This is a genomic window from Clostridium sp. (assembly GCF_050717535.1).
GTDB lineage: Bacteria > Bacillota > Clostridia > Clostridiales > Clostridiaceae > Clostridium_AD.
Genome location: NZ_JBOITM010000010.1, coordinates 1 through 15,923 on the forward strand (window position 1 = coordinate 1; position 15,923 = coordinate 15,923).

Below are 15,923 nucleotides of genomic sequence, written 5' to 3' on the forward strand. Positions count from 1 at the left end.
GGTAGTAAAAGTCTTAGAGAAGTTATTTAGTTCTTATATGTTGTAATTTATAGTTTTTATATAAATGAGAGTATAGGAGAAGATAATGTATTTAAGAACCCCATGCCTTTAGGCATGGGAGTATCAGGCCGTTAGCTGTATTAATAGCGGTTCAGGATGGGTTATGAACCATACTATGTTTTCAAATGTAGCCATATGTATTAATTTTGAAATAGAAGCTAAAGATGTAGGTAAATTATTAAAACGACTTAATACTAATGGACTTAGTCTGATTAAGGAAAGCATTGAACTAGCAGAAAATTTTCCGCAAAATATTGAAGAAAAATATAGAGAAAAAGAAATAATTGGAGCAATAAATATTACTTTTGTCCATAATGATCCAGATTTAATAATTAAAGCGCCTGCTGTTCCAGGGTAATAATATTTACGTAGATATTCATAAATGGAGTATACATTCCCTATGGCTATTAATGATACAAATATGCAATATTATTTTGTGTTAATAGGTGTTATAGTTATTCCAATAATGAAGAATTACATTTAAAAACACTATTTAATAAAGATGGAAGTAGAAAGAAATAAAATAATTCGTCTCTTTCGTATATGTTGACACAAGTAAACCCATATAATTAAATCTGGGTTTACTTTGTTAAGCTCGACCTGAAAGTAACACAATACCAATTGAGTTACTTTCACTTTGAGGCTATTAAACATTTTTAAACCATTGTAAATATATTCAATTTATAGTAATTATGTTATAGTTAAATATATATTATTAGTTGTAATTGTAATATAGGATGAATCAATATGAAAATAAGATTGAATGAAAGGGGGAATTATTTTGAAAAGACATTCTTTATTAATAATAGCTCTGATAATTAGTATCCTGTTTGGAACTTACACCTTTATTACTCAACAAATACAAAGAAAAAAATCAAATGAGATATTTATAAATTGTATTTATAAAGCTACTGGTCCCTTTGCGATTGATTACAGTAAAGTTAGTGAGGAAGATAAAATATCTTACTATATGGAGGCATCTGCATATTTGCATACAGCTATATCTATATTACCTTTTACGTCCTATGCTAACGTTGAAAATAAAACTGGTGCTTCAAATGCACTCTCTAAACTTTATCTGTCTATTTCACTATATGCTACACCCCAATCTAATAACAGAACGATAGCTTTTACTGAAAAAGAAAAAGCTATCAATAAGTATTTGTATTTTATAAGCATTAATCCTAATGATAAGGAGAATTGGGACTCACTTTCAAGAATTGCAGTGGATATAGGATATTAAAAGAGCGCAAAATAAAGTTATATCTTTAATCAATGGGGCAGTTAATACGTCATATTCTTATATGTCGTCGCAAGTAACCCCATATCTTTGGATGTGGGGTTTAATATATTTAGATTATATTAATATTCTGAAAGTAACACAATGGTAATTGTGTTACTTTCACATTGTGGCTATTGCCTATTCCTTAAAAATTTCGTTTTGAATGTACATAATTAGGTGACTCTTTACTTTAAATGTATTATAACGGTCAAATTTCATTCCATAAAAAAAAGAAGGCGATGACCCTCTTTTTTGTTTTTTAAAATTAATGATAATGTCCTTTGCAGCTTGCAACATAGATATTTTCATCATCAATACTATATATAAGTCTATGCACATCTGTTATTCTTCGACTCCAATAGCCGAACAACTCATGCTTTAGTGGTTCTGGCTTTCCTAGTCCTTCATTCCCGTTTCTTTCAATGTCTTTTATAAGTTCATTTATTTTTCTTAATATTTTTTTATCCTCTGACTGCCAATATAAATAATGCTCCCAGGATACCTCTGAAAAAATCTTATTCATCAAGAAGTTCCTTTCTAATTCCCTTTCCCATTTTTAATTGGTCAATAGATTTCAATAGCTCATTATAATAGGTAGGATCACTTCTAACATACAAATTTTCCAAAAGGTTATTATATGCTGATTCAGATAACATAACCACATTTTCGCCACGCTCACGAGTAATAATAATGGTTTCAAAATCTTTTGTAGTTTTGTCGCAGTAATTTTTAAAATTCTGCCTTACGTTTGAATAACCTATAGCGATCATAAAATCACCTCCATGCATATATTGTACACTACTTTGTACAATATATGCAACAAATACTAATTGGGAATATAATTTTTATAAAAGTAGTGCTTTCACATTCAAAAAAGAGATTGGTAGAGCTCCTTTTCTTTGAGTTTTATACTAAAATCAAATTTATTGAAAATGGTCTTAACATTTCTAGAAGAACTGCTTCAGATTATTTGATAGAATTGGAGAAAGAAGGTTTTTTATCATCGCAAATTATGGGTAAGGAAAAAATTCATCTTAATAATAGGCTATTTGAAATTGTAAAAAAATCCAATGAAATATAATTAATAATTTAACAGAAAATATTAATTATAATAATAGAAAATATAAAATATGAAGCTAGTTCAAACAATTTGGAGTTCCAAAACAAGTCTCAAAAACGTTCGTTTTTGAGACTTGTTTTAGTTTTAAATGAATTTTAATAAAAGGGCATCAAAACTGTATCAAAACTTATCTCAAAATCAAAGTATTAATACTTACCATTAAGTTAAGTTAAGTTATAAGTTAAAGCTGCAAGAGCTAGAGGAGGAATTAGTGGAAGAGCAAAGTTAATGGATACCAAAAATATTTTATAATTCTAGGATGTATTTATCCTAAATATGATATAATGAGTATAGGATAATAAAAAATTATTGGGAGGGATAAATATGTTAGTAAACACTAAAAAGATAGTCTCCATATCTGAAGCTAATCAAAATTTTTCTAAAATAGCAAAATTAGTTGATGCGGATAAATCTGTTGTTATAATGAAAAACAACAAACCTAAATATATTCTTTTGGATTTTGATGAATTTAGTAAAGAAGCAACATCAGAAGATGAAAAATTAGATGAAATTGCAAATAGAATATTGTTTGAAAATTTAGAAGCATTTAAGGAATTAGCTAAATGAAATATTTATCCATTGACTATATTCTTAAATTGGATAAAAAATCATAAAAACCTTTGTTAACATCAAGTCCCATTATTTACTTAATAATGGGACGATTTTTATGTCAAAACTCTATATTATGCTATAATTGCAATAGCGAATGCGAAGAAAGGTACAAAGGGGGAAATTAAACTTGAATATAGGGAGAAGTATTTTAAACACCCTAGGGGAATTTAAAAATAAAAGGATTTTAGGGTTAATAAGAAATGATAATAAGTATGATATGGATAAGACAAGAAACTTTGAGAAGATTAGAAAGTTTTTTGATATGAAAGAAAAAAATGACTATACCTTAGATGATCAAACATGGTCAGATTTAGATATGAATAAGGTATATGAAAAATTAGATAGAGCCTATAGCAGTTCTGGGGAAGCAGCACTATACTCAATGCTCAGAAATCCATTGATGGAAGAAGAGAAGTTAAAAGAAAGAGGAAGATTAATTGGATTATTTAAAGAAGATACTAAGTTGAGGGAGAGTCTTCAGTGCGTTTTATTCAATTTAAATAATGATTTTAAAAATGGTTTTTTAGATATGATAGAGAATAATCTAACTATAAATAAAACGAAATATTATATTTATATTTTTATGGGTAAAATAGTACCACTAACTATAATTCTCCTTTCAATTTTTGTAAATGTTAAATTTATGATAGCCCTATTTGTATTAAGTTATATTAATATAAATATTAACAGTAGGGAAGTAAAAGCTATTAAGACTAATGGTATATTCTATTTAAGAAAAAATATTATTGCAGCTAAAAAAATTGTAAGTATAAATAATAGTGATATTATTTATTATAAAGATAAAATAGCTGGTATGCTTAAATCCATAAAGGCCATAGATAGGGGCACGAGATTAATAGGATTTATAAATATGTGGGCAGGATTATTTGAACCGCTTTCTGTACTATTTCTTTTAGAGGAAACTGCTTATTATTCTATATCTGATAAAATAAAAGAAGAAAAAGATGTTTTAATGGATCTTTATTACATAGTTGGGGAATTAGAAGCACTAATTTCTATTTCATGGTATGAACATGAAATCGGAGAAGTTTATGTAAAACCTGAGTTTATAAGTGAAGTTACATTGAGTATAAAGGAAGGAATACATCCCCTTATTGAGGATGCTGTGGGGAATTCGATTAGCATAGAAAAAGGCGGTATTGTACTTACAGGCACAAATATGGCTGGAAAGTCTACCTTCTTAAGAATGCTTGGAGTAAATATAATTTTGGCTCAAAGCTTTTATTTTGTTTTAGCTAAAGAGTACAAAGCTCCTTTTTTCAATATAGTTTCATCCATTAGTCCCAGTGACGATTTAACAAAGGGGAAAAGTTTCTTTATGGCAGAGGTAGAATCAATTCTTAGAATAATCAAAGCACTAGAAAAAGATGTGCCTGTGTTCTGTCCTATAGATGAGATATTTAGGGGTACAAATCCAATAGAGAGAATTTCTATGTCAGCAGAGATATTAAATTATATAAATCATGGCAAAAGTATTTCTATTGTAGCTACTCATGATAGAGAACTGGCAGATATTTTAAAAGAAAATTATGAGTTTTATTACTTTAGTGAAAAGGTTGATACACATAAGGGGTTAAGCTTTGATTATAAGATTAAAAAAGGAATTTCTCAAACAAGAAATGCCATTAAACTTTTAGAATACATGTGTTATCCAAAAGAAATAACAGATAGAGCTTATAAAAGAGCGGAAATCATTGAGAAGTTATTATAGTTTAGTGGAATATTAATTCGCTATAGCTTTACTACTTAATTGAATTAGAGTAATATGACATTATGCGCTTAAATAATTTGAGTAAAATGATTAACAATATTTTTATTGCCTACAAGGGCAAGGAGGAGCAATTTATGAATTTAAATATAGTTTTATTTCAACCTGAAATTCCACAGAATACTGGTAATATAGGAAGAACTTGCGTGCTTACTGATTGTAAACTTCATCTTATTAAACCTTTAGGATTTAGTTTAGAAGAGAAACAACTTAAAAGAGCAGGACTAGATTATTGGCCTTTTCTAGAACTTGAGATACATGAGTCCTACGAGGCGCTTAGAGAAAAATATAAAGATGCAACTTTTTACTATTCCACAACTAAGGGTTCAAACTTATATTCAGATGTAAAATATAAAAAAGGTGATTTTATAATCTTTGGACGGGAGTCATCAGGACTTCCAGATAGTGTTCGAGATAGCGACCCTGAAAGATGTATAAGAGTACCTATGATAAATACAACAACAAGGTCACTTAATCTTTCCAATACTGTTGCTATTACCGCATATGAAGCTCTTAAACAAATAGGGTTTCCAGGGATGAAATAAGCAATTACAACATTTTACATATCAATCCATTCTTGAAAATATTTAATGTGATTCGGTAATGACAAAAAAATAACAAACTATTTGATATATGAATCACTGCTATAGATAATTTAAATAGGTAATATTCGAAATGTTGTGGTTACATCAAAAAAAATAGTGTATAATGTAAATAAATGATAGATATATATTAAAAGATAAATAAAAAATAAACAAAATTAAATATTGAAGTGGATGATATTTTAGGGAGATGATCTTAAATAATAATAGGATAAATCTTTATAATTATAAAATAAAGAGATTTAACCTTTTTAAGATAGCCGAAGGAGTAAGTATTGCAGCCTATGCAACATGAATCTCTCAGGCAAAAGTACCAAAAATGGACATACCTCTGGAAAGCGAATAGCACCGACGGAGTAAACCTCTCAGGTTAAAAGACAGAGTATAAGGGCACAAGGGGCTTTTATATCTGTCTTTTTTGTGTTGGCCAATATAGCTTAGGTGTATATAAGTAAAAGAATTATTTAGTTTCCTAGAGGAAAGTAAGGAGGAATTAGTTGATAGAACCTTTAATTATTATTACAAATAATCCAATGTCAAAGCAGCTGTTTGAAAGCAAATATAAGGTGGCTTTTATTGAAGGAACTATGATGGATATTTTGAAAGAAGTTAGGGATAATATTCATGTAGGTCATAAATTGTTAACTCATCCTTTGATGAGCAGTGTAAAACCAAATGAAACACCTTATAGAACCATTTGTATATCAAAAGAAAAACTATTAAAAGTTGACTTGCAATCGTTATCTATAATAGAAGAGAGCATTATGACCACAGAAAAATTTTTGAAGGATTTTGATACACCACAGTGGAATGAAAAGATATTGCTAGATTTTCAACTTATAGATTCTGATTTAATAGATCATGCAATAAATTAGACATAATAAAAAGTAGAGTTATAAAAAAATTAGGAGGAGCAATTTATGGAACATATTTACGATACTATAATTATCGGTGGAGGTCCTGCGGGATTATCTGCTGGACTTTATGCTTCAAGATCAAGAATGGATACTTTAATAATAGAAAGAGCAAAGTATGGTGGACAAGCGACTACAACGGATGAATTAGATAATTACCCAGGGTCTGGTGAAAATTGCACAGGAACATCACTAAGCAAAAGAATGAAACAACAAGCAGAAGAATTTGGAACAAAATTTGTTAAAGAAGAAGTTGTAGAAGTTGAGCTTCAAGGCGACATTAAGTCAATAAAATGTAAAAAAGAAACTTATAAAGCTAAAACAATCATAATTGCAACAGGAGCTTACCCAAGACTTGGTGGATTTAAAAATGAAATAGAACTTAGAGGAAAAGGTGTTTCTTATTGTGCAACTTGTGATGCTGATTTCTTTACAGATTTAGATATTGCAGTACTAGGAGGCGGAGATTCAGCTATATCTGAAGCTATATATTTAGCTAAATTTGGCGAAACTGTTACAGTAATACACAGAAGAGATGAACTCAGGGCTGCTAAGTCGCTTCAAGAAAAAGCTTTTAAGAATCCTAAAATAAAGTTTATTTGGGATGCAGTAGTTGTAGAAGCTAAGGGCGAAGAAATTTTAGAAGGCTTAGTTGTAAAGAATGTTAAAACTAATGAACTTAGTGATTTAAAGGTAGATGGATGTTTTGTATTTGTAGGATATCTTCCGATTTCAGAATTATTCAAAGGAATGATTACTATGAACGATAGAGGCGATGTTATAACTGATGAAGAGATGAGAACTAATATACCAGGAGTATATGCCGCAGGAGATATAAGAGAAAAATTATTAAGACAAGTAATTACAGCAGCTGCAGATGGTGCAATAGCAGCTACTCATGCTGAACATTACATTGAAGATAAATTTAATTAGTTTATATTAAAGAAAATTTCCTTTTAGATAAAAGGAATAATCTTTTTAGATAAAAGGAATAATCTTTTTAGATATATATAAAATAAGTTATTTTATTGTAATATAAATTAAATAACTATAACTAAAATTTTAGGAGGTATTTGTAATGGTAGAATTAAATAAAGAAAATTTTGAGGCAGAAGTGTTAAAATCAGAAATGCCAGTTTTCGTTGATTTTTGGGGCGATAAATGTGAAATATGTATAGAACTTATGCCAGGAGTACATGCACTTGAAGAAAAATATTCAGATAAAATCAAATTTGCATCTTTAAATATTGGTGGAGCAAGAAGAACAGCTATAGCTCAAAGAGTTTTAGGACTTCCAACAATGATTTTATACAAGGGTGGAGAAAAAGTTGCTACAATAACACCTGATAAAATTGCTTCATTAGACGATGTAGAAAACTTTATAAAAGATTACTATACTACATTATAATTTGATACTAAAGCTTACAGCTTATAAAGCTATAAGCTATTAGATATATATTTATATATCATAGGAGGTGAATGTTTTGCGTCTAGAAATAGGAAACATATTTATTAAAGACATTCAGTTTGGACCAGAAACAAAGGTTCAGGGTGGAGTGCTCTATGTTAATCAAGAGGAATTATTAAAAGAAGTTGGTGGAGACGAAAGATTAGATAGTATCACTTTGGATATAGCAAGACCAGGTGAAGAAGTTAGAATAATACCAGTAAAAGACGTAATAGAACCAAGAGTTAAAGTTAGTGGCGGAGGTGGAATATTCCCAGGATTTATCAATAAAGTTGATACAGTAGGTTCAGGAAGGACTCACGTTCTTAAGGGAGCAGCTGTTGTAACTACTGGTAAAATCGTTGGATTCCAAGAAGGAATAATTGATATGTGTGGAGAGGGAGCTAAATTTACACCTTTCTCAAAAACAAACAACTTAGTAATCACTTGCGATCCAAAAGAGGGAATACTACAACATGATCACGAAGAAGCAGTAAGAATGGTAGGATTTAAAGCTGCAGTTTATCTTGGTCTGGCTGGAAAGAATGTTGAGCCAGATGAAGTGAAAACCTTCGAAACATTACCACTACTTCAGCAGATTAAATTATACCCTGAATTACCAAAAGTAGTATATGTATATATGCTTCAAACACAGGGATTACTACATGATACTTATGTTTATGGAGTAGATGCTAAAAAGATAATACCTACTTTTATATATCCAACAGAAATATTTGATGGAGCTATAGTAAGTGGTAACTGTGTTTCAGCTTGTGACAAAAACCCAAGTTATGTTCATATGAACCATCCAATAATTGAAGATTTATATGAAAGACATGGTAAGGATATTAACTTTATGGGATGTATTATAACAAATGAAAATGTATACCTAGCAGATAAAGAAAGATCTTCAAATATGGTGGCAAAATTAGTTGAATTCATAGGAGCAGATGCTGCTATAATTTCAGAAGAGGGTTTTGGTAATCCAGATGCTGATCTTGTTATGAATTGTAATAAGATAACTGCAAAAGGAGTTAAAACTGTATTACTAACTGATGAATATGCTGGCCAAGATGGAAGCTCTCAATCTCTTGCTGACTCAACACCACATGGTGATGCAGTTGTAACTGCTGGAAATGCTAATGAAGTAATTAAACTTCCTCCAATGAAGAAAATTATTGGACATATGGAAGCGGCAGATATAATAGCTGGTGGACACATGGGCAGTCTAGGAGAAGATGGTTCTATTTATGCTGAAATTCAAGTTATAACTGGTGCAACTAGTGAAGTAGGATTTAATACTTTAACAGCTAAAGGATACTAATTCTCTTATAGATGAAATTATTTGATAAATAGATAGTTATGGCATTAATTTAAAAGAATTAGGAAATAATAAGAAATATAAACATGGGAGGAAGATGAAAATGTTAAAAGGAAAAAAAGTTATAGCAATTGGAGATAGAGACGGAATACCTGGTCCAGCAATAGAAGCTTGCGTAATATCTGGTGGGGGAGAAATAGTTTTTGCATCTACAGAATGCTTTGTCTGAACAGCCGCAGGAGCTATGGATCTGGAGATCCAACAAAGAGTTAAAGACCTTACTGAAAAGTATGGCGCAGAGAATATGGTAGTAATTATTGGAGGAGCTGAAGCTGAAGCCTCAGGTCTTTCAGCAGAAACGGTTGCAGCAGGGGACCCAACATATGCTGGCCCACTAGCAGGGATTGCATTAGGCCTTGCAGTATATCACATAGTTGAACCAGAAATTAAAGAGCAATGTGATGAAGCTGTTTACGAAGAACAATGTGGAATGATGGAAATGGTTTTAGATGTAGATGAAATAATCGGAGAAGTAAAACCAATTAGAGAAGAATTCTCTAAATATACTGTTTAATACTATAAAATAAAAGTAGTCAATGTATATTAGTATAAATACCATAAGATTGATAATTATAAGATAGCTTATATTAAGATATCTAAGAAAAAATTGTCAATTCCCATTAGAAGGGGGGAGAAATACTTGTTAAAAATAGTTCATTATATAAACCAATTTTATGCTGGAATAGGCGGAGAAGAAAAAGCAAATATTAAACCAGAGGTTAGAGAAGGCGTTGTAGGACCAGGTATGGGACTCAATGGTTTACTAAAAAAAGGTGGAGCTGAAATAGTTGCTACCGTAATCTGTGGAGATTCATACTTTGCTGAAAACATAGATGAAGCTCAAGCTGAAATAATAGAGATGGTGAAAAAATACAGTCCTGATTTATTTATAGCTGGACCAGCCTTTAATGCAGGAAGATATGGTATTGCATGTGGCGCCGTAGCTACAGCAGTAAAAGAAAAATTAAATATACCAGTAATGTCTGGAATGTATGTAGAAAATCCAGGTGCTGATATGTATAAGAAACAAGTGTATCTAGTATCAACTAGAAACAGTGCAGTTGGTATGAGAGATGCATTGCCTAAAATGGTAAATTTAGCATTGAAACTTGCTAAAGGTGAAGAAATAGGAACACCTACTGAAGATAATTATATTGAAAGAGGTATTAGAAAGAACTACTTCGCTAAGGAAAGAGGATCTAAAAGAGCAGTTGATATGCTTGTTAAGAAGCTAAAGGGAGAAGAATTTGTAACAGAATTCAAAATGCCCACTTTTGATAGAGTGCAGCCCAATGATCCTATAAAAGATATAACTAAAGCTAAGATAGCAATAGTTACGTCTGGTGGTATAGTTCCTAAAGGAAACCCAGATCATATAGAGTCTTCAAGTGCTTCTAAGATATGTAAATATGATATACAAGGAATAGATGATTTAACGTCTGAAACTCATGAAACAGCACATGGTGGACACGATCCAGTATATGCTAATGAAGATCCAGATAGAGTTATTCCAGTAGATGTATTAAGAGTCTTAGAAAAAGAAGGCAAAATCGGATCATTACACAGATATTACTATTCAACAGTAGGTAATGGTACAGCAGTTGCATCATCTAAGAAATTTGGTGAAGATACTGCTAGAGAATTAATTGCGGACGGTGTAGATGCAGTTATAGTAACATCTACATGAGGAACTTGTACGCGTTGCGGTGCAACGCTTGTAAAAGAAATAGAAAGAGCTGGACTTCCAGTAGTTCATATGTGTACTATTACTCCAGTTTCAGTAACTGTAGGTGCTAATAGAATTATACCTACAATTGCTATTCCTCACCCACTTGGAAACCCTGCACTTAGCAAGGAAGACGAGTTTAAATTAAGAAGAAAATTAGTAGAAAGAGCATTAGTGGCATTGCAGACTCCTGTAGATGGCCAAAGAGTATTTGAAGACTAATTTTTAATTGTAATTAATAAATAAGTTAGGGGACTTTAAGGTTCCCTAATTATTTATGTGATTTACATTTATTTGCACAATGTACCTGCACAATGCACAATGTACAATTTAACTTGATTTTATAGAAATATAAAATTGAATTTTATTAGAAAAATTTATATTGTGGATTGTGCATTATAATTTTATAAGTTAAATTAATGTACATAAATTAAATTAAAATTTGTACTTGAAAAACAAATAAGGAGGATGAATAATTATGAATTTTCCAGTTATAAAAAAAGCATCTTATATTTTAGTTAATACTCCAGATATGGTAATTCACAATGGAACTACACAAACATTAGAAAGAGAAACAAATCCAGATTCTGAATATTTAAGAGATATGAAGAGCCATTTAAGAGGATATGAAGAGGTTGTAGCATATGCGCCAAATCAGACATATATAGGAAACCTAACTCCAGAAGAACTTGCTGAAATGCCTAGGCCTTGGTATGGTAAAAATGTTGAAAATGCAGAAAGATTTGGTAAATTCGGTGAAATCATGCCACAGGATGAGTTCTATGGTTTAATGAAAATTTCAGATGTATTTGATCTTGTGTTATTAGAAAATTCTTTTGCAGAAAGCATAAAAGAAAAATTATTAAAACATCCATTAATAGCAGATAAAGTCGATAAAATAGTTGGTGAGGAAATAGAAAAAATAAAAAGTCTTGTTGAAGATAGTGGTGCAGAAGGTTTATATGATGGAACAGAATTAGTAGGCTGTGTAAGACGAGCTCATGAATTTGATCCAAATCTTGCAGCTCATTTTATGCTAGAAAATATAGCTGTTAAAGCTTCAGGTATTCTTGCAGGACTACACCTAGTAAACAACTTAGATATACCAATAGAGGATATTGGATATATATTAGAGTGCTCTGAAGAGGCTGTAGGAGATATGAATCAAAGAGGTGGCGGTAATTTAGCTAAATCTATTGGAGAAGTAGTAGGACTTGTTGGCGCTACAGGTGCTGATATAAGAGGATTTTGTGCTGCTCCAACTCATGCATTGGTAAATGCTGCATCTTTAGTTAAATCAGGTATATTTAAAAATGTACTTGTTATTGCTGGAGGAGCTACCGCAAAACTTGGTATGAACGGTAAAGATCATGTTAAAAAGGGATTATCTATACTTGAAGATTGTTTAGGCGGTTTTGCTATTCTTGTTTCAGAAAATGACGGAGTTAGTCCGATACTTCGAACAGACGTAATAGGAAAACATACTATAGGCCATGGCGCTGCACCTCAAGCGGTACTGGAAGCATTAGTACTTGACCCATTAACTGCTGTTGGAATGAAAATAACAGATGTGGATAAATATGCACCAGAAATGCAAACACCAGATATAACTGAACCTGCAGGAGCTGGGGATGTACCTACACAAAACTATAAAATGATTGGAGCTCTCGCAGTTAAAAAAGGACAATTGGAAAGAAAAGAATTACCTAACTTTATAAAACAACATGGATATCCAGGATTTGCACCAACACAAGGACATATACCATCAGGAGCACCTATTATTGGACATGGAATAGATCACATAAAATCAGGAGTTTTAAAGAACTTTATGGTAATTGGTAAAGGAAGTTTATTTCTAGGAAGAATGACTAACTTATTTGATGGAATTTCTATTTTAGTGGAAAAAAATCCAGGTAAAGTGGAAGATGAGTCAGGAGTTAGTAAAGAAGAAGTTAAAGCTATGGTTGGAGATGCAATGAAAGACTTTGCTGAATATTTGATGAAAAAGAGTGAATAAATGCATAATGAATAAAAAACGGATAAATGCATAATAAATAATGAATAATAAATGGATAATGATTAATTCGTCGCTTAGAAAAGGGGTGTAGATATGAGTGAGAATGCAACTAAAAAAATGATTGCTGAAGTATTTAGTGATATTGCTAGCGGTATACAAAGTGGGAAATTCAAAAAGAATGTTAGAATAGGATTAACTACATTAGGATCAGAACATGGTGTAAAAGAAATGGTTAAAGCTGCAGAAATAGCTAAAAATAAATTTAATGATTTTGATATTGTATTGATTGGACCAAAGGTAGAGGCTGACTTCGAAATTGTAGAAGTTGCTACTGCAGAGGAAGGTCATAAAAAGATGACGCAGTTATTAGAATGTGGCAGTTTGGACGGATGTGTAACTCAACATTTTGATTTTCCAATAGGTGTATCTACAGTTGGAAGGATAGTAACACCAGGAAAAGGTACTGATATGATACTAGCTACCACTACTGGAACTACATCTACCAACAGAGTTGAAGGTATGGTTCTTAATGCAATTTCTGGTATTGCTACAGCTAAAGCTATAGGCATCAAAAACCCAACTGTTGGGATACTTAATTTAGATGGAGCAAGACAAGTTGAAAGAATATTAAAAGAAGTACAGAGCAATGGATATGAGTTTACATTTGCAGACTCTTTAAGAGCAGATGGTGGAGCAGTTATGAGAGGAAATGATCTTCTTGCAGGAACACCAGATATTATGGTTTGTGATTCATTAACAGGCAACCTTTTAGTTAAAACTTTCGCTTCTTTCACAACTGGTGGCAACTACGAAACAGTAGGTGCTGGATATGGTCCTGGTATTGGATCAAATTACGATAAACTTGTAAATATAGTTTCAAGATCTTCCGGCGCACCATTAATAGCGCAAGCACTAAAATATTGCGCTAATTGTGCAGAAAACAATGTTTTGGACATTGCAAGAGCTGAATTTGCTAAGGCTAATAAGGCAGGACTTTCAGAAGCTATAAACAAGGTTACTAAAAAGGTGGAAAAAACAGATACGCAGGAAGAAGTGAAAATTCCAAAGAAAAGAGTTGTTACATTTCCTATCCTTGGAATAGACATACTAGAATTAGAAGACGCATGTAAATGTTTATGGAAACAAGATGTATATTCAGAAAGTGGAATGGGATGTACTGGACCAGTAGTTTTAGTTCCAGAAGATGAGTCAGACAAGGCTATTGAAATTCTTAAAAAAGCCGAATTTATGAGTTAATAAAATTCCAAAAGCAAAGTTTCTTATTTCTTATTTTTGTAAGTTGGAATCAATTGCTCTAGCAAAGATAAAACTTTAGGGGGGGAGATAACAATTGAGAATTGTTATCTACACAAGAGAACTACAAAGGGGTAAAGCTCCTTCTAAAGTCATTAATATTTAGCTTTGCTGGAGATGATTAAGGCATACTTGAATTAAAAGTTATACTTTCATTAAACTATTTAGTTAGAGTTTTCCTTTTATTTTACAAAAAAAAAGAAAGAAAAAAACAATTCAAATATTATAAACAATAATTAGTTGCTATTAATAAAAATTTCATATATAATCTAATTTATAACCTATATAAAATGTATCAGCATATATTTTATATAGGAATGTTATTTGAAAATTAAGTAACCGTTAACATGTGTAGAAATTGTATTGCATCTGTATAAAAATTTAAAAAAATTTTTAAATATAAAGGATTTTTTTAACTTTTATAGAATATTTCAATCTAAGAAACAAATTTGATTAATTAATTACTTATGGGGAGGGAATTATTATGAATAAGAAAAAGGTAGTTGCAATACTTACAGTTGTAGCTGTGGTTGCAACATTATTTGTGGGTTGTGGAACTAAGAAGGTAGCAGATACAAAAACTACTGAAACAAAAGAGGCAGCAAAATCAACTGTTAGTATAGGACTTTCTACTGATGAAGGTGGATTAAACGATAAATCATTTAATCAATCAGCAGATGAAGGGGTTAAAAAGGCTAAGGCTGAGGATAAATTTGTGTATAGTGCTTTAGAATCTAAAAAGAAAGAAGATTATACAGCTAATTTAGAAGCATTAATTGAAAATGGATCAAATTTAATATTTGCTGTTGGTTATCAAATGTCAGATGCTATGAAAGAGGTTGCTAAAGCTCATACTGATAAACATTTTGCAATTGTAGACTCAGTTGTTGATCTTCCAAACGTAACATCAATTACATTTAAAGAACAAGAAGGTTCTTTCTTAATGGGAATCATTGCTGGAAAAATGACTAAAACTAATAAGATTGGATTTATCGGTGGACAAGATGGTGAGTTAATAAATAGATTTGAAGCTGGTTTTGCAGCAGGTGTTAAAGAAGTTAACCCAGAAGCTGCTAAAGGCTTATTAAGCTCAGATGGAAAGAGTCCAGGAACAACAGTAAGATATGCAGCTAGTTTTGATGATTCAGCAAAAGGATATGAACTTGCTAAATCATTATATCAAGATGGTTGCGATGTAGTATATCATGCAGCAGGCGGAGTTGGTCTTGGTTTATTTAAAGCAGCTCAAGAATTAAAAGATAGTGGAAAAGTAGTTTGGGCTATTGGTGTTGATAAAGACCAAGCAGGTATATTAACAGATTATGCTGATATTATACTCTCAAGTATGATGAAAAGAGTTGATACTGCAACTTACAATGAAGCTAAAGCTGAAGTAGGTGGCAAATTTAAAGGTGGTACAGTTGTTAATCTTGGATTAAAAGAGGACGGTGTAGGAATAGCTCCAACATCAGATAAAAATGTACCAGCAGATATTTTAGCTATAGTTAAAACATATAAAGAAAAAGTTATAGCTGGAGAAATTGTTGTTCCAGCAAATAGACAACAAGCAAAGGATTTTAAATAAATATATTGGTTATTGATTTTTGACTTTTATTATTAAATAAGAGCTAGATGTTATACATCTAGCTCTTTCTAAGA

17 protein-coding genes and 1 riboswitch are annotated in these 15,923 nt (G+C 31.2%); of the genes, 15 read left to right on the plus strand and 2 right to left on the minus strand.

Annotated features, from left to right (window positions below):
• Positions 1-163: 163 nt before the first annotated feature.
• On the plus strand, positions 164-418 hold the full coding sequence (locus ACREVU_RS02290; protein ID WP_431550010.1) for a hypothetical protein: 255 nt from the start codon (positions 164-166) through the stop codon (positions 416-418).
• A gap of 423 nt (positions 419-841) precedes the next feature.
• Positions 842-1,303, plus strand: coding sequence for a hypothetical protein (locus ACREVU_RS02295; protein WP_431550011.1), 462 nt, complete (start codon positions 842-844; stop codon positions 1,301-1,303).
• Between the two features lie 304 nt (positions 1,304-1,607).
• On the opposite strand, the gene ACREVU_RS02300 is transcribed toward ACREVU_RS02295, so the two are convergent.
• Both ACREVU_RS02300 and ACREVU_RS02305 read right to left on the minus strand, forming a co-directional pair.
• Positions 1,608-1,865: a Txe/YoeB family addiction module toxin gene (locus tag ACREVU_RS02300; protein WP_431550012.1), complete on the minus strand. Its 258-nt coding sequence runs from the start codon at positions 1,863-1,865 to the stop codon at positions 1,608-1,610.
• The gene (locus ACREVU_RS02305) at positions 1,858-2,112 is read right to left on the minus strand and encodes a type II toxin-antitoxin system Phd/YefM family antitoxin (protein WP_431550013.1); all 255 of its coding nucleotides are present in this window, start codon (positions 2,110-2,112) and stop codon (positions 1,858-1,860) included. Before ACREVU_RS02305 ends, ACREVU_RS02300 begins: the two co-directional genes overlap by 8 nt.
• A gap of 44 nt (positions 2,113-2,156) precedes the next feature.
• Between ACREVU_RS02305 and ACREVU_RS02310 the strand changes: the two genes are divergently transcribed.
• The 13 genes from ACREVU_RS02310 to ACREVU_RS02370 all read left to right on the plus strand — a co-directional run bounded on the left by ACREVU_RS02310 (position 2,157) and on the right by ACREVU_RS02370 (position 15,849).
• On the plus strand, positions 2,157-2,423 hold the full coding sequence (locus tag ACREVU_RS02310) for a hypothetical protein (protein WP_431550014.1): 267 nt from the start codon (positions 2,157-2,159) through the stop codon (positions 2,421-2,423).
• Between the two features lie 363 nt (positions 2,424-2,786).
• Positions 2,787-3,029 carry a type II toxin-antitoxin system prevent-host-death family antitoxin gene (locus ACREVU_RS02315; protein WP_431550015.1) on the plus strand — a complete coding sequence of 81 codons (243 nt, stop codon included), beginning with the start codon at positions 2,787-2,789 and terminating at the stop codon, positions 3,027-3,029.
• A gap of 262 nt (positions 3,030-3,291) precedes the next feature.
• Positions 3,292-4,806 (plus strand): MutS-related protein, encoded by a 1,515-nt coding sequence (locus ACREVU_RS02320; protein ID WP_431550047.1) that lies wholly within the window; start codon positions 3,292-3,294, stop codon positions 4,804-4,806.
• A 134-nt stretch (positions 4,807-4,940) separates the two neighbouring features.
• Positions 4,941-5,408: a tRNA (cytidine(34)-2'-O)-methyltransferase gene (locus tag ACREVU_RS02325; RefSeq protein WP_431550016.1), complete on the plus strand. Its 468-nt coding sequence runs from the start codon at positions 4,941-4,943 to the stop codon at positions 5,406-5,408.
• 378 nt (positions 5,409-5,786) lie between these two features.
• Positions 5,787-5,856: riboswitch (glycine riboswitch) on the plus strand.
• Positions 5,857-5,962: 106 nt separating this feature from the next.
• A complete protein-coding gene (locus tag ACREVU_RS02330) occupies positions 5,963-6,340 on the plus strand; it encodes a GrdX family protein (RefSeq protein ID WP_431550017.1) in 378 nt (125 codons plus the stop codon).
• A gap of 45 nt (positions 6,341-6,385) precedes the next feature.
• Positions 6,386-7,312, plus strand: coding sequence for a thioredoxin-disulfide reductase (gene trxB, locus ACREVU_RS02335; RefSeq protein WP_431550018.1), 927 nt, complete (start codon positions 6,386-6,388; stop codon positions 7,310-7,312).
• A gap of 145 nt (positions 7,313-7,457) precedes the next feature.
• Entirely contained in the window at positions 7,458-7,787 is a 330-nt protein-coding gene (locus ACREVU_RS02340; protein ID WP_431550019.1) for a thioredoxin family protein, read from the plus strand.
• 76 nt (positions 7,788-7,863) lie between these two features.
• Entirely contained in the window at positions 7,864-9,150 is a 1,287-nt protein-coding gene (locus ACREVU_RS02345) for a glycine/sarcosine/betaine reductase component B subunit (RefSeq protein WP_431550020.1), read from the plus strand.
• Positions 9,151-9,244: 94 nt separating this feature from the next.
• Positions 9,245-9,721, plus strand: coding sequence for a glycine/sarcosine/betaine reductase complex selenoprotein A (grdA, locus tag ACREVU_RS02350; protein ID WP_431550021.1), 477 nt, complete (start codon positions 9,245-9,247; stop codon positions 9,719-9,721).
• 126 nt (positions 9,722-9,847) lie between these two features.
• A complete protein-coding gene (gene grdB / locus ACREVU_RS02355; RefSeq protein ID WP_431550022.1) occupies positions 9,848-11,155 on the plus strand; it encodes a glycine reductase complex selenoprotein B in 1,308 nt (435 codons plus the stop codon).
• Between the two features lie 256 nt (positions 11,156-11,411).
• Positions 11,412-12,950: a glycine/sarcosine/betaine reductase complex component C subunit beta gene (grdC, locus tag ACREVU_RS02360; protein ID WP_431550023.1), complete on the plus strand. Its 1,539-nt coding sequence runs from the start codon at positions 11,412-11,414 to the stop codon at positions 12,948-12,950.
• A gap of 93 nt (positions 12,951-13,043) precedes the next feature.
• A complete protein-coding gene (gene grdD, locus ACREVU_RS02365; RefSeq protein ID WP_431550024.1) occupies positions 13,044-14,207 on the plus strand; it encodes a glycine/sarcosine/betaine reductase complex component C subunit alpha in 1,164 nt (387 codons plus the stop codon).
• Between the two features lie 541 nt (positions 14,208-14,748).
• A complete protein-coding gene (locus ACREVU_RS02370) occupies positions 14,749-15,849 on the plus strand; it encodes a BMP family lipoprotein (RefSeq protein WP_431550025.1) in 1,101 nt (366 codons plus the stop codon).
• Positions 15,850-15,923: the final 74 nt, after the last annotated feature.

What these genes read in the sequence shown, in the direction of transcription:
- ACREVU_RS02290 (WP_431550010.1), top strand. Translation starts at nt 164, where the DNA reads ATGAACCATACTATGTTTTCAAATGTAGCCATATGTATTAATTTTGAA.
- ACREVU_RS02300 (WP_431550012.1), bottom strand. Translation starts at nt 1,865, where the DNA reads ATGAATAAGATTTTTTCAGAGGTATCCTGGGAGCATTATTTATATTGG.
- ACREVU_RS02305 (WP_431550013.1), bottom strand. Translation starts at nt 2,112, where the DNA reads ATGATCGCTATAGGTTATTCAAACGTAAGGCAGAATTTTAAAAATTAC.
- ACREVU_RS02310 (WP_431550014.1), top strand. Translation starts at nt 2,157, where the DNA reads ATGCAACAAATACTAATTGGGAATATAATTTTTATAAAAGTAGTGCTT.
- ACREVU_RS02315 (WP_431550015.1), top strand. Translation starts at nt 2,787, where the DNA reads ATGTTAGTAAACACTAAAAAGATAGTCTCCATATCTGAAGCTAATCAA.
- ACREVU_RS02320 (WP_431550047.1), top strand. Translation starts at nt 3,292, where the DNA reads ATGGATAAGACAAGAAACTTTGAGAAGATTAGAAAGTTTTTTGATATG.
- ACREVU_RS02325 (WP_431550016.1), top strand. Translation starts at nt 4,941, where the DNA reads ATGAATTTAAATATAGTTTTATTTCAACCTGAAATTCCACAGAATACT.
- trxB (WP_431550018.1), top strand. Translation starts at nt 6,386, where the DNA reads ATGGAACATATTTACGATACTATAATTATCGGTGGAGGTCCTGCGGGA.
- ACREVU_RS02340 (WP_431550019.1), top strand. Translation starts at nt 7,458, where the DNA reads ATGGTAGAATTAAATAAAGAAAATTTTGAGGCAGAAGTGTTAAAATCA.
- grdC (WP_431550023.1), top strand. Translation starts at nt 11,412, where the DNA reads ATGAATTTTCCAGTTATAAAAAAAGCATCTTATATTTTAGTTAATACT.
- grdD (WP_431550024.1), top strand. Translation starts at nt 13,044, where the DNA reads ATGAGTGAGAATGCAACTAAAAAAATGATTGCTGAAGTATTTAGTGAT.
- ACREVU_RS02370 (WP_431550025.1), top strand. Translation starts at nt 14,749, where the DNA reads ATGAATAAGAAAAAGGTAGTTGCAATACTTACAGTTGTAGCTGTGGTT.